The organism is Biformimicrobium ophioploci, assembly GCF_030270605.1.
Lineage (GTDB): Bacteria > Pseudomonadota > Gammaproteobacteria > Pseudomonadales > Cellvibrionaceae > Biformimicrobium > Biformimicrobium ophioploci.
Genome location: NZ_BSYJ01000002.1, coordinates 629,429 through 643,780, shown reverse-complemented (window position 1 = coordinate 643,780; position 14,352 = coordinate 629,429). Strand labels below are relative to the sequence as shown.

Here is a 14,352-nt window from a genome sequence, read left to right as displayed (position 1 = left end):
ATTTCCGTCTTATTCCCTTGTTTTCAGCACTTCGACCAGGTCGAGCCCACGGACCTTTTCCCAAAGGTACCAGCCGGAAAGCAACGAGGAAACCACAATCACCAGTGCCGACATGGCATAAGTGCGCGACTCCAGCACCAGCGGCACACGAAAGAGGTCGCTCTGTAACTGGCTGGCGAGGAACGCGCAAAGATGATGGCCAATGACAAACCCGATGGGAATCGCCAGCAACGTAAGTATCCCGAGCTCCGCCAGTAAAACGTAGGCCACCTCACCCTGGCGGTAACCCAGCACCCTGAGGCTCGCCAGTTCCCGTGCGCGCTCTGAAAAAGCGATGCGCGCAGTGTTATAGACCACCCCCGTGGCAATCACACCGCCCAGGATCGTATTGATGAAGGTGAACGTCAGCAAAGAACGCTCCAGAATATCGTTGAAGCTGTTCAACATTGCCTGTCGCACACCGATACCGGCCACACGCGGCATATCCAGCAGCTCGCGGTATACACCCTCCTCGGTGCCCGGCTCGAGTTGCAGCAATGCACCGCTGAAAGTCCGGCCTTCCTGCATCACCCGATTTAGCGCATCCACATTCATATAGGCACTCATGCCAAAGAACTGCTGGGTAATCGCCGCTACCGGAATCTGTACTTTCTGCTGGCCCTGCTCCAGCACTTCCACCTGTAGCAAGTCTCCAACCCGCACCCTCAGGTTCTGTGCCAGTCGCTCGCTCAGGAGCAGGCCCGCGGGCGGCAGGCGCAACTCCCGAAATTCGATGTCCAGCACCTTCTGCAACTGCGCATCAGTCTGCAGCCCCTGAATATTGATACGCTCATGGAACTGCCGGTTGCGAAGCCGTACCGGTACCGAACGATAACCTTCCAGATAACGGACACCTTCGATATTGCGCAGGCTACCCAGTGCTTTCTGCGCAACCGGCTCGGTAAAACCCAGCTGTACATCCTCTCGCTGGGTTACATCGAAATGCACGTGGACCATGAAATTGGCTGCATCCATCTGGAAGCTACCCACCATCATGATGGCTGTTGCGAGTGAAAGCCCCGCTATCGCAATCAGGGCCCTGCGCGGCTGGCGCTCAAGGTAGCGCACCACCATACGGGTATCGGGGCGCAGGCGGCGCGTCACACCGACCTTCTCCAGCCACGATGCCTTGTAATCCACTGGCAGCTCGCCGCGCATAGCCTGTGCCGGTGGCAGGTCTGCCGCGCCCTTCACCGCCCGCCAGCTTCCGCCGAGCGCCGCCAGCAATGCCAGTGGACACACCAGCAGCAATACATCGAGCGGCAGGGAGAACAGCAGGAACGGGAAGCGGTAGTACTCCATATAGATATTCGACAGTCCCTTGCCGAGCCAGGTACCCAAGGCAATGCCCAGCAAAATACCGATGCTCGCAATCACCGCCACCAGCTCGGCGTAATGCCGGAATATTTCCCGGTCGTGGTAACCGAATGCCTTGAGCGCGGCAATGTTTTCACGCTGCGTCGCGACGAGCCGCTGAATCACCACGTTGAGGAGGAAAACTGCCACCGCCATGAATATCAGTGGGAACAGGTAGGCCATGGTCTTGAGCTGGCCAAACTCCTCGCGCAGGAAACGCTCCGATAGCTGGTCCTCCCGACCGTAAGCGCCGCGGCCGCCATAGGGCATCAGCAGGCGGTCAATTTCCCGGATCACCCGGGCCTGGTCCGCATCACGGCTGAGCTGCACCACCAGGTCGTTGAAGGCGCCATCCATATCCCGCGCGCGCTCGAGGCTGCGACGTGGCATCCACAGGATTCCGAAGCGCTTGAAGTCGGGCAGGATCGCACCGGGGGCGATCTGGTAAACATGCTCGGGGCTGAGCGCGATGCCGGTAATCCGCAGAGTGCGGTAACGGCCGTTGATCACAGCCGCCAGCTGGTCGCCCGGGTTGAGTCGGTGCGCATCCGCCAGCGCGTCTGACAACAGGACCTCCTCGCTCCGGGCCGGATCCGGGTAACGGCCACGACGCAATACCAGCTGGTTGAGCTCGTGCGCCTGCGGCAGGCTCGACAGTAATCCTGTAATCGGCTCCGCGAACCCGGGGATATGCAGGTTGGCGCCGCTGATGACCCGCCCCTGTGCGGCACGCACGCCGTCGATAGCACGGATGCGCTGCATCTCCCCCAGGGGCGCACGCTTGAGACTGGCAAACACATCGGCAAAGCGATATTCGCGGTAGTAGGTGTCCTTGGTCAGCTCCAGCGCCTTCCAGGTCGACAGTGACATGATGCAGACGCCCACCCCCGCCGCAATCACCATGGCAATGGCAAACACCTGGCTGCGGATCAGCCACAGGTCCCGGAACAGCTTGCGCTGCAGGGCCAGCATTACCAGCTGATCTCCGCCGGTGTTTTCTTGTCGGGATTAACATAGACGCTGGAAATCTGCCCATCGGTCATCTCGATGACCCGATCCGCCATGGCACGTACGGCAACATTGTGGGTGATGACCACTGTGGTGGTACCCAGTTCCCGATTGACCCGTTCCAGCGCCTGCAGCACCACCACCCCGGTGCGCGAATCCAGTGCACCGGTGGGCTCGTCACACAGCAATACCTCGGGGCGCTTGGCAATGGCCCGCGCGATGGCCACACGCTGCTGCTCACCACCGGACAGCTGGGCCGGAAAGTGGTTGGCGCGCGCTTCCATGCCCACCAGCTTCAAGGCCTCCAGTGGCGGCATGGGGTTCGCAGCAATATCGGTAACGATGGCGACATTCTCCTGCGCGGTCAGGCTGGGGATCAGGTTATAGAACTGGAAGATAAAGCCAACGTGGCGACGCCGGAACTCTGTCAGGGTTTCGAGGCTGGCACTGGTAATGGAGTCGCCGCAATACCATGCCTCGCCGCTTGAGGCCGAATCCAGACCACCCAGGATGTTCAGCAACGTGGACTTGCCGCTACCCGATGCGCCCAGTAAAACCACCAGCTCACCGCGGTACAGATCCAGGTCGATCCCGCGTAGAGCCTTTACCTCCAGGTCTCCCATCGGGTAAACCTTGGTGAGCCCCTCGGCATGGAACACCTGTTCCCTGTCCATATGTACCATCCCTGCGTTCCAGACATTTGCATTATAGGAATGATCAGTCAGGCGCCAGCGGTTTTCAGTGATGCAGGTCAAGCGCGACTGAAAATGCCTGCCACCTGAATAGACCGGTTTGGCCACTGCCGCCCCCTCCGTATTGCTGTTAGGGTACGGCCATACATTGGGCCCGGTCTGAACTGAAGAAGGCCCACGCAACAGGAAATAAAACAATGACGCAATATCCACACCTGCTTGCCCCGCTCGATCTGGGCTTTACCACCCTCAGGAACCGGGTTTTGATGGGCTCCATGCATACCGGTCTGGAAGAAGCACCGGATGGTCACGATCGCATGGCTGAGTTTTTTGCCGAGCGCGCCCGCGGCGGGGTTGGCCTGATTGTGACCGGCGGTTTCGGTCCCAACAAGCGCGCGGCCACCCACGAACACACCAAGATGCTGCGCACCGAGGCTGACTGCGCCGACCACCGCAAGATCACCGATGCGGTACACAGGGAAGGCGGCAAGATCTGTATGCAGATACTGCACACCGGCCGCTACGCCTTCAATGAAAACCCGATCGCCCCGTCTGCTATCCAGGCCCCCATCAACCCGTTTACCCCGTCTGCTGCGACCGAGGAAGAAATCGAAGATCAGATTCAGGATTTCATCCGGGCGTCTGTCCTGGCCAGGGAAAGTGGTTACGATGGTGTCGAGATCATGGGCTCGGAAGGCTACTTCCTGAACCAGTTCCTGGCCCTGCGCACCAACCAGCGCGACGACGAATGGGGTGGTGCCTACGAGAACCGTATGCGACTGCCGGTTGAAGTCGTACGCCGTGTGCGTGAAGCGGTGGGTGAAGAATTCATCATCATCTATCGCCTGTCGATGCTGGACCTGGTTGAAGGCGGCAGCGACTACGACGAGATTGTCACGCTCGGAAAGGCCATCGAAAAGGCCGGGGCCACAATCATCAACACCGGCATTGGCTGGCACGAGGCCCGTATTCCTACTATCGCCACCAAGGTACCGCGCGCGGCATTTACCTGGGTCACAGCCAAGTTCAGGGATGCGCTGTCCATCCCCGTGATCACTTCCAACCGCATCAATACCCCGGAAGTTGCTGAAGACGTACTGGCGCGAGGCGATGCCGACATGGTTTCCATGGCCCGCCCCTTCCTCGCCGATGCCGAGTTCGTCAACAAGGCCGCCGAGGGACGCGCCGACGAAATCAACACCTGCATCGGCTGTAACCAGGCCTGCCTGGACCACGTATTCAGTCTCAAGATGACCAGCTGCCTGGTTAACCCGCGCGCCTGCCACGAGACCGAACTGAACCTGCTGCCTGCAACCCAGGTCAAAAAGCTGGCGGTAGTCGGCGCCGGGCCCGCCGGCCTGGCATTCGCCAATGCGGCCGCGCAGCGCGGCCATGCGGTAACCCTGTTTGAGGCCGCCGACGAAATTGGCGGCCAGTTCAATATCGCCAAGCAAATCCCGGGCAAGGAAGAATTTTCCGAAACCCTGCGCTATTTCAAGCGTCAGCTGGAATTGAATGCTGTCGAGGTCAAGCTTGGTCATGCAGTTTCTGCCGAAGAACTCAACAGCGGTGACTTTGACGAGGTCATCATCGCTACTGGTATCACCCCGCGCATGCCGCAGATTCCCGGCATCGAGCACGAAAAAGTGCTGGGTTACCTGGACGTGCTGCGCGACAAGAAGCCGGTCGGAAACAGCGTCGCTGTCATCGGGGCCGGCGGTATCGGATTCGATGTGTCCGAGTACCTGACCCACAGCGGCGACAGCAGCACCAATATCGAAAGCTTTATGCGTGAATGGGGCGTGGACATGAGCCTGCAGGCCCGTGGCGGCATCGAGGGCATCACACCCCAGGTACCAGCGTCACCGCGTGAAGTCTTCCTGCTGCAGCGAAAAGTCAGCAAGGTTGGCGCCGGCCTCGGCAAGACTACCGGCTGGATTCACCGCAAGGGACTCGCCAACAAGGGCGTAAAGATGATCCCGGGCTGCGAGTACCTGAAGATCGACGATCAGGGCCTGCATGTGAAGATCGGTGATGAGGTACAGGTTCTGAACGTGGACAATATTGTTGTCTGCGCAGGACAGGATCCACGTCGCGAGCTGGTGGACAACCTGCAGAAGCCCCATCACCTGATCGGCGGCGCCGATGTGGCCGCCGAACTCGATGCCAAGCGCGCTATCGACCAAGGCACCCGTCTGGCGGCTGCTATTTAAGGCTACCCAGCCCAGTCCGCCCGGGCGATGCGATACAAAACGTTTCGCCTGGCCGGATTGCCCTCCGGGACCAGTGGGTGGTCAAAATCATCTGCCGGATCCCGGGCCATACCGAGCTTCACCATCACCCGTCGCGAGCGCTGATTCGCTAGTGAGGGTGGAGGCTCATTCATTGCCGAGTGAAATCTCCATGTAGTGATGGCTTACAAGCTCTCCATAAGCTGACCGGGGGCCGCCTTTGCGCGACCTTGATACCCGAAAGCCGATCGATTCGTAGAGCTCCCGGGCCCCGTGGTTGGTATCCGCTACGTCAAGCGCCGCTACCCCGTATCCGCTGGAGGTAACTTTCTTGAGGAGATGCTCAACCAGCAAGCGTCCAATACCGCGACCGCGGTATTCTGGCGCTATTGCCACATCGTATATGAGGCCCACGCCAGGCACGGGCGGCGCAATGACACGCTCTGTACGAAGCCCCCGCAAGATCACACCCGGGGCCCGGGCAAGCCCGTAAAAAGCAAAAATCCGGCGCAAAGCCGCAAACATAAACCGCCGATTCTGACCTGCTTCCTTCACTGCGCCGATACCGATGCAACGACCCTGGTATTCCACCACGCAATGATTGATATAGCTCCACTCAGAGCTCCGTAAACTGAATGCTTCACGCAGGAAATGCCTTGCTTCGTCATTCGACCGACAACAGAAGACATAATTGAACGCGGCGGGACCGGAGCTGTGTATCAGTGGGACGGCTTCGGATACGTCCTCGGGCGTGGCTGGCCTGAACTGGATGTCGAGCATATTTTCTTATTCTTATAATCTTAATTTCCCACCGCGGCATACCCTCATTCCGAGACTTTTCCACGCAGCGACTTGATATTCCCACGCCGAGTCTTCGAGTCCAGCCTGCGCCGCTGCGAGCCTTTCGTGGGTTTGGTCGCTACACGGGCTTTCTGTACCTGCCCTGCGGAAACGATAAGTTCGCGCAGGCGCTCGAGCGCATCTTCCCTATTTTTCTCCTGTGTACGAAACCGCTGCGCCTTGATAACCAGCTGCCCTTCCTTGCTTATGCGCTTGTCATTCGAAGCCAACAACCGGTCCTTGTAAAACGGTGGTAGCGAGGATTTCTGGATATCGAAACGCAGGTGAATTGCGGAGGAGACCTTGTTGACGTTCTGGCCGCCCGCCCCCTGCGCCCGGATTGCACTGAGTTCAATTTCATCCAGTGGCAGGGAAACGTTGTTGGATATCCGCAGGGACGGACTGCTATCGGCCATACGCTGTTTTCTAAACCGGTTTTGTTAGGGAGTCGGAGCCCTCAGGCAATCAGCTTGCGGATATGATCCGCTGCATACCTGCCCCAGTGCTCGTAAGCCAGTGCACCGGGGTGGAATCCGTCCTCGGCAAGGAAGGTCGGGTCCGCGGGAAATTCCGGCGACAGTACCGAGCAGAATGATACTTGCTGCGCATGATCGTGCAACAACTGGTTGAATACCTGCGCCCTGAGGCTCAACCACCAGCGCAGCGGCTGTGGCAATACCGGGAAGAACTCTACCGGCGGCAGGGCAGACAAGACCACGTGAGAGATCTGGTACTTCTCCGCAAAGGTTCGTGCGAGCGCGCGGTGATTATCTACCCATTCCAGCGGTGTGGTACCGCGGGTGGCGTCATTGACACCAATTGAAACCAGGGCCACATCGAATGACTCTGCTTCGGCATCGTTATCAAGCAGCTCAAGCAGGCCGCGGGAGGTACGCCCCGTTTCCGCCAGCACCCTCCAGTACACCCGATAGGAATGTTTCAGACAGTCAGTGAGGCGGCCGGCCAGGGCCTCGGCCTGGGTCTGCACACCAACGCCGGCGGCGGCTGAATCACCCGCAATCAGGATCCTCAGGGGACTACCATAGCCCTCCTCCCCACAACGCGCACCAGCCGCCTCCGGCAGGTTCGGGCAAACCGTGCGTACATAAGCCCCCTGAGCCAGGCATACTGGCGACAACAGCTTCGACGTAATGCTGTGTATCACTCAAACCCTCCGTCGAATCCCGCGTGCCGCCGACGGATTGGCGGCACCTCAGTGACACAGTTCAGGTCTGAGTATAGTTAGGGCGGCCAGGGAATTGCCGGCCTTAAGAGGCGCCGTTAACTGAGGATTCTCAAGGCGATATAAGGCGCAATATTCAGCACAATGATTGCGATCTTGTACTGGGCGATATATTGAAAATATGCGCGCCCCAGATCTTTTTCATCCAGTCCGAACAAGCGCCCATGAAACTTCGAAATAAAACCGCGCATGCAAATGACGGCGATCGTACTCAACACCAATATTGCAATATTGATAACGGTGGTCCAACCGAGCACCGCCCTGATCATTTCCATATCCATATTCTGGCCAACCTGCTGTTTATTAAAATTCAGAGATTATTAAAACAATCAAAAAAACTAAACTACCGGCAGGCATGTCGCAAGGGTCAATCCTGCAACATACCTTCCGGTTGTCTGGGCATAACCCCCTAGGCTGCATGCTCTGCAAGTGCTGCCCCACCGGCAAGACCCAAATCCTCCGCTTCCGAGATCAGATGCGGCCGGCTCAGCTTTCCGGAAACCGAATATATGCCCGCAGCCGCAAGCGTCAACACCGCAGTTGTCCCGAACAATACCGGCCCACCCCACGCGTCGAGCACCAGCCCTCCAACAATGGGCGCCAGCGCCCAGCCAAACGCATAAAAAGACGCAGCCCCGAAGTACGCACCCCGCATATGGTCCGGTGCAAGCCGGTCAACCTGCACGCTCATCGTGGGGAACAGCAGCGTCTCCGCAACGCTCAATAGAAATGTCGCACCCATCCATCCGGCAATGAATTGTGGTGGATTAAGCGCGTACCAGAGCTGCGAAAGCGCGAGCAACGCGAGGCCACAATAGATCCGATAGTTGAGCGGCCAGCCGGCAGTCAGGCGCAACAGTGGAAACTGCAGCGTGATAATCGTTAAACCATTGATCAGGATCAAGCTGGAAACAAGCCCCACCAGCTCTTCTACTCCTTCTCGCGTCAGGTACTGCACCAGGGAGGAATCCATATGTGCATATACAAACAACGTCAGGATGTTTGCCAGGATAATCGCAAGAAACAGATGGTCCCTGCGCAATACAGACAAGGTGGTCCGCATTCCCGAGGACTCTTGCCGGGCGCGGCGCACACGCAGCTCCCGGAACACTACCATCAATACGATATTCAGCGCGATATAGGACGCGGCTGTAAGGCCGAAAGTTAACTGCTGGGCGGTCAACCCCGCCCAGAGGCCAATGGCCGGGCCAATAGCGGCAGCGATATTGATAATAAAATAACGCAACTGCAGTGCCAGCTCACGGGCGTGGCGCTCACGCACAAGGTCCCCTATCAGGGCGGACGCCGGCCCCTCCCAGATAGCGCGCCCTATGGAACACAGTGTCATTGCGATAACGAAGTCCTGTAACGACTCCGCCAACATCAGCATCACGAAAGCGCCCGCGTTCAGCCAGCCGCCAGCGAGCAACATCCGCTTGCGCCCGTAGCGATCAGACAGTGCACTGACATAAAAGCCCAGCAGGGATGCACCCACTGCCGTTGCCGTCAGAATCAGGCCGATTTCTGCAGCGCCCAACCCGAACTTGCGGTACAGAAGGATGGACAGGAACGGCCACACCATAAAATAGGTACCGCGACAGAAAAAACTGCCTGCCATGATGATCCAGACCACCGGCGAAAATCCGCGAATCTGTGCCCTCCAGTTGTCTTTCATTGCATATCCCTCGCATCCCTGCCGACCCACCGGCAAAAAAAAACCCGGAAGTCGCCTTCCGGGTTTTCTTTTGGAAGGCTGACACCTTCCAGAAAAATTAATTCAGGTATCAATCAAAATGGTCATGCTTCTCCATGACAACAGAAATCGCACGCAGCACAGAGACGACGCCGCGACACGAAACCAGCTGTAGTTTTCGTGCAGGAGTTGCGCTGTTTGCAGATTGCGATCGGTACATGATCGTGATTACCTGTTAGATTGAATAAATAGCAATCTAATGCGCCCCACAGAGGATTGCAAGAGGCTATACAAAAAAACTGGGATCCGTCGGAGAGTTTATGATTTACCTGGTACGCCATGGAGCTGCCTCGGCGAAATATGGAAGCGAAGCCGACCCCGGCCTTGGCAATGAAGGCCTTAGGCAAGCCGAGGCACTTGCAGAAAACTGGTCACTGGGCGGGCCCTACCCGATTTACAGCAGTCCCAAGTGCCGAGCACAGGAGACTGCGGCCCCGCTGGCACGGGTGTGGGCGCAAACCCCGATCATCAGCAACGCAGTGCGGGAAATCCCCGCGCCCAGCGGAACCCCGCTGGAGGGCCGCCCGGCGTGGATCGAGCAGATCATGAAACAGGCTTGGCACGAGCTCGGCGATGAGCAGCAGGAGTGGAAAGCGGGCATCATGGATTTCTTACAGAAACTCGATGGCGACGCGGTAATTTTCACTCACCTGATGGTGATTAATGCCGTGGTCGCACATTTGGAAGGCAAGACAGAGGTGATCCAGTTTCGGCCGGATTACACCTCCATTACTGAAATCGAGAACAGCCGCGGCGCGCTGCGGCTGCACTCACTGGGCCGCCAGAAACGCGGCCAGGTGCTTTGATCTTGAGCGGCAGGAAAGGGCTGGCTTACGCCAGTCCCTTGCTCACTACTTCATAAAGGTCCTTGGACAGGTTACCAGCGGCCATTACCCGTGCCAGGGATGCGTGCATGAACTCCTGCATGGGTGACTGGTATTTCCGCCAGCGGGTAATCGGTGTGACCAGCCTGGCGGCGATCTGGGGATTGACCTTGTCCAGGCGAATCACAAAATCCGCAAGAAAATCAAAGCCTTCCCCCTCGCCAGCATGGAACTGGGTAAAGTTACGCATTGCGAATGCGCCCACCACTGAACGTACCTTGTTCGGCGAAGTCAGCTCGAATGCAGGGTGCTCCAGCAGGTCCCGCACTCGCTGCAGGGTGCCGAATCGGGCACTACCCGCCTGAATTGCCAGCCACTGGTCGAACACAAGGGGATCTTCCTGCCATTTTTCGTAAAATGCATCCAGTGCGCTGCGGGACAGTACCTCATCGCCGCTATTGACCAGCGCTGCCAGCGCTGCCGCACAATCTGTCATATTGCCTGATTGCGCGAACTGCTTGTTTGCCAGCGTGCGGTACTCCGGCTTTTGCAGCAGGACAAGGTACGCAAGACAGGTATTCTTAAGGCTACGCTCTGCGATATCGGCGGATGATGGACTGTACGGCTTTTCCACATCGAGCCTTGTGTACCAGTTGGAAAGCTGCGGCTCCAGCGCTTCGGCCAGCGCCTGCTTCAAAAAGCTTCTGGCCGCGATAATGGCCTCGGCATCAATGGCATCGGAAGACTCCGCAATAATCTGCTCGGCTGGCAGTTCCAGCATCTTTGCACGCACGGCTAGATCCAGGTCGTCAGCCTCCAGCACTGCGCGGTATGCATCGGCCAGGCGTGTGTCCAGCACCAACTGTTCTCCAGCCCGGTAGGCTGCCTGCAGGTCCTCCAGCACCAGCAGCGCCAGCCGCTGCCCCGCGTCCCAGCGATTGAACCCGTCACTGTCATGGCTCATCAGGAAAGCCAGCTGTTCCGCAGAGTAGTCATAACGCAACTTCACCGGCGCCGAAAAACCCCGTAGCAGAGATGGCAACGGACGCTCACCAACCCCATCAAAGGAGAAAGTCTGCTCCGTTTGCGTAACATCGAGCACCAGTTGCGTATCGCCCTGCGCATTGAGGGGAATGTCCTTGCCGGCACTGTCGAGCAGCCCGATGGCGAAAGGAATATGGAAGGGCTGCTTCTCCTTCTGCCCGGGTGTTGGTGGACAGGATTGTTTCACATGCAAATGGTATTCGGACTTCTGCTCATCGAAACTGTCACTGACCTCCAGTAGCGGGGTACCGGCCTGGTTATACCAGTTGCGGAACTGCTCCAGGTCTTTACCGCTGGCCTCTTCCATGGCGGCCACGAAATCCTCACAGGTCGCTGCCTGCCCATCATGGCGATCAAAATAAAGGTCGGAGCCCTTGCGGAATGCTTCCTTGCCGACGATGTTATGGATCATCCGCACCACTTCCGCACCCTTTTCATAAACGGTCAGGGTGTAGAAGTTGGAAATCTCCATATAGGATTCCGGCCGGATGGGATGCGCCATGGGACCCGCATCCTCGGCAAACTGCGATGCGCGTAGCAGCACCACGTCCTCAATCCGCTTGACCGCAGCAGAGTTCATATCTGCGGAAAATTCGGCATCGCGGAATACCGTAAAACCTTCCTTGAGGCTGAGCTGGAACCAGTCCCTGCAGGTAACCCGGTTACCGGACCAGTTGTGGAAATACTCGTGCCCGACAATCGCCTCGATTCTCTGGAATGCCGCATCTGTGGCGGTTTCCGGGCTGGCCAGCACACAGGAGGAATTAAAGATATTGAGGCCCTTGTTTTCCATCGCCCCCATATTGAAGTGATCGACCGCAACGATCATAAAAATATCCAGGTCGTACTCCCGCCCGTACACTTCCTCGTCCCAGCGCATGCTGTGCTTGAGCGAACGCATGGCATGGTCGCACTTGTGGATATTACGCGGCTCGGTAAACAGCTGCAGTTTGACCTCACGCCCGTTCTTGGTGGTGAAGGTTTCATCGACGTGCTCCAGATCCCCGGCAACAAGCGCAAACAGGTAGGAGGGTTTCGGAAACGGGTCCTGCCAGGTAACGAAGTGGCGATCATTGTCCAGTTCGCCGCGTTCAATATCGTTGCCGTTGGAAAGCAATACCGGGTAGCTCCTGGGCGCGATCACCTTGGTTGTGAACCGGGACATGACATCCGGGCGGTCGGGATAGAAGGTGATTTTGCGAAAGCCCTCTGCCTCACACTGGGTACAGTACATGCCATTGGAAAGGTAGAGCCCCTCCAGTGAGGTGTTGGACTCCGGCTTTATTCGCGTCAGGATCTGCAGTTCAAAGGCAGGCCTGGAAACCGGCAGCTCCAGGCTTTCGTCGTAAAGCACATACTCGTCGGCCGACAACGACTGCCCGTCTATCGCCACCGAAACCAGTTCCAGCTCGACGCCATCAAGTACCAGTTTCGGCAGGTCGTTGCCCTGATCAAGGTTGCGCCGCACCTTCAGGCGGGACTCAACCAGAGTAGCATCGGGTTGCAGGTCGAATGTGAGGTGGGTCTCGTCAATCCAGTAATCCGGCGCGCGGTAATCCTTCAGGTAGATGGTACGTGGCTGTGCATCTTTCATCGCGTTGACTCCTGGCCGGCAACCACCCGGGCTGCTGTTACTGACTTGTTTGAGAGGACAGGGCTTTCGTACACCTCGGCTTCCTTACGAGCGGCCTCTACCAGCGCACGAACATCGGCAAGCAGCTGCGCAGCTTCGTAGACGATGCCGTCCTTGATGGTGTACTTGACCGAACCCACGCGCACCGGTTCATTACTATCGTTGAGTTTCAGGTGGCCAGTACCATACAGCACCTTGAAATTATGTAGCGGGTTTTCAGGCACAACGATCAGGTCGGCAAGCTTGCCTTCCCGCACGGAGCCAAGCTCATGCTCTCGCCCCAGTGCCTCAGCACCATGGATGGTGGCCGCCCGGATGACTTCCAGCGGGTGAAAACCGGCTTCCTGCAACAATTCCAGCTCACGGATATAACCGAACCCGTACACCTTGTAGATGTAACCGGAGTCCGAGCCCACTGTTACGCGACCGCCATGGTTCTTGTAATCATTCACAAACGTCATCCAGCGGCTGAAGTTGTCCCGCCAGGCAATTTCGTCCGCCGTGGTCCAGTCAAACCAGTAGCTGCCGTGCGCGTTGCGGCTAGGCTGGAAGAATTTCCAAAGGCTTGGCAGTGTGTAATCGTCATGCCATTCCGCACGGCGCTCGCGCATCCAGTCCCGGCTTGCCTCATAGATCGTAAAGGTTGGGTCCAGGGTGAAGTCCAGCTCAATCAACTCGTCGCGGACGCGATTCCACTTTTCGCTTCCAGGTGCGGCGGCCTGTGCCCACAACCGGCCCGCTTCACCGAAACGATCCTGCTCATCGTTGTAGTTGTAGTCTGCGGGATATTTCTGGATGGGCCCGTTTTCAAACAAGGCCTCGGGCAAGCCATACCAGTGCTCCATACTGGTGAGCCCCATGCGCGCTGAATCCAGGGCGTTCAGGTGGGCCACGTCCAGCTGCGCATGGTGCATAGTAGTGCCCATGCCTCGCTTACCGGCCTCTTCGATGGCGGCGCGAATGATATCCGGGTGCGCCCCGAAAAACTTGATTCCCTCACCGCCCTGTTTGTGGGTGCGCTTTACCCAGTCGCGCGCCTCCTCGGCGGAATTGATTGGCTGGGGGTAGCCCATACCAAATCCCACGTAAGGCACGAGTCGCGGCGCGGCAATGGCATTTTCCTCACTGCGTCGCTTGTGCTTCAGGGTCCAGTCGAGACCATTGAAACTGCCTGGCTCACGCACCGTCGTTACACCGTGGGCAAGCCAGAGCTTGAACACATACTCCGCCGGCGTACCCTGCTCCTTTCCACCAATGTGCCCATGCATATCAATCAGGCCCGGCAGAATGTACATGCCCGCCACGTCGATTTCACGATCCCCGGCCTCCGCTTTTGGCCGTTTTTCCGCCAGGATCGGCATACCGGGGTTGCCGACGCTCTGGATGCGGGTAATGCGGTTACCCTCGATGACGATATCCACGGGTCCACGCGGCGGTGCGCCCTCGCCATTGATCAGGGTACCGCCACGCAGAATCAGGCGCTGGAACGGGCCTTCACCACGCTCGCGATCAGGCGCATCCGGAATGGCAGCCACTGCATGGGAAGCCAGCAGGGAACCTATCGAACAGAAAACAGCCATGCAAAGCGTGGCCAGGCGGTGACAGGGGTTCACTCTCACATCGTTATCCTTTTTTGATCGGGCAGGTCGACGGGGCCGGTGCTCAATGGCACGACAGGAAAAGCACTCC

General features: G+C 58.0%; 11 protein-coding genes. 2 read left to right on the top strand and 9 right to left on the bottom strand.

Translation table 11 applies throughout. The features are described 5' to 3' along the window. Positions 1 to 9 precede the first annotated feature (9 nt). Both QSJ80_RS06215 and QSJ80_RS06210 read right to left on the bottom strand, forming a co-directional pair. Positions 10 to 2,367 carry an ABC transporter permease gene (locus QSJ80_RS06215; protein ID WP_285763543.1) on the bottom strand — a complete coding sequence of 786 codons (2,358 nt, stop codon included), beginning with the start codon at positions 2,365 to 2,367 and terminating at the stop codon, positions 10 to 12. Then, complete coding sequence (locus QSJ80_RS06210) at positions 2,367 to 3,077, bottom strand: ABC transporter ATP-binding protein (protein ID WP_285763542.1); 711 nt, start codon at positions 3,075 to 3,077, stop codon at positions 2,367 to 2,369. The genes QSJ80_RS06215 and QSJ80_RS06210 overlap by 1 nt, the downstream gene beginning before the upstream one ends. 215 nt (positions 3,078 to 3,292) lie before the next feature. On the opposite strand from QSJ80_RS06210, the gene QSJ80_RS06205 reads away from it, so the two are divergent. Next, complete coding sequence (locus tag QSJ80_RS06205) at positions 3,293 to 5,308, top strand: oxidoreductase (RefSeq protein WP_285763541.1); 2,016 nt, start codon at positions 3,293 to 3,295, stop codon at positions 5,306 to 5,308. A gap of 165 nt (positions 5,309 to 5,473) precedes the next feature. Here QSJ80_RS06205 and QSJ80_RS06200 read toward each other — a convergent pair whose 3' ends face one another. The 5 genes from QSJ80_RS06200 to QSJ80_RS06180 form a co-directional block, all read right to left on the bottom strand. Then, positions 5,474 to 6,106 (bottom strand): GNAT family N-acetyltransferase, encoded by a 633-nt coding sequence (locus QSJ80_RS06200; protein WP_285763540.1) that lies wholly within the window; start codon positions 6,104 to 6,106, stop codon positions 5,474 to 5,476. 44 nt (positions 6,107 to 6,150) lie between these two features. Continuing rightward, entirely contained in the window at positions 6,151 to 6,582 is a 432-nt protein-coding gene (gene arfB, locus QSJ80_RS06195; protein WP_285763539.1) for an alternative ribosome rescue aminoacyl-tRNA hydrolase ArfB, read from the bottom strand. 41 nt (positions 6,583 to 6,623) lie between these two features. Beyond that, on the bottom strand, positions 6,624 to 7,331 hold the full coding sequence (locus tag QSJ80_RS06190; RefSeq protein ID WP_285763537.1) for an SGNH/GDSL hydrolase family protein: 708 nt from the start codon (positions 7,329 to 7,331) through the stop codon (positions 6,624 to 6,626). A 116-nt stretch (positions 7,332 to 7,447) separates the two neighbouring features. Continuing rightward, complete coding sequence (locus tag QSJ80_RS06185) at positions 7,448 to 7,684, bottom strand: DUF6868 family protein (protein WP_285763535.1); 237 nt, start codon at positions 7,682 to 7,684, stop codon at positions 7,448 to 7,450. Positions 7,685 to 7,818: 134 nt separating this feature from the next. Continuing rightward, positions 7,819 to 9,084 (bottom strand): MDR family MFS transporter, encoded by a 1,266-nt coding sequence (locus QSJ80_RS06180; protein ID WP_285763534.1) that lies wholly within the window; start codon positions 9,082 to 9,084, stop codon positions 7,819 to 7,821. A 338-nt stretch (positions 9,085 to 9,422) separates the two neighbouring features. Between QSJ80_RS06180 and QSJ80_RS06175 the strand changes: the two genes are divergently transcribed. Further along, on the top strand, positions 9,423 to 9,968 hold the full coding sequence (locus tag QSJ80_RS06175) for a histidine phosphatase family protein (RefSeq protein WP_285763533.1): 546 nt from the start codon (positions 9,423 to 9,425) through the stop codon (positions 9,966 to 9,968). A 25-nt stretch (positions 9,969 to 9,993) separates the two neighbouring features. Here QSJ80_RS06175 and pepN read toward each other — a convergent pair whose 3' ends face one another. Both pepN and QSJ80_RS06165 read right to left on the bottom strand, forming a co-directional pair. After that, a complete protein-coding gene (gene pepN, locus QSJ80_RS06170; RefSeq protein ID WP_285763532.1) occupies positions 9,994 to 12,624 on the bottom strand; it encodes an aminopeptidase N in 2,631 nt (876 codons plus the stop codon). After that, positions 12,621 to 14,282, bottom strand: a complete 1,662-nt coding sequence (locus tag QSJ80_RS06165; protein ID WP_285763531.1) for an amidohydrolase family protein — start codon at positions 14,280 to 14,282, stop codon at positions 12,621 to 12,623. Before QSJ80_RS06165 ends, pepN begins: the two co-directional genes overlap by 4 nt. Between the last annotated feature and the right edge of the window lie 70 nt (positions 14,283 to 14,352).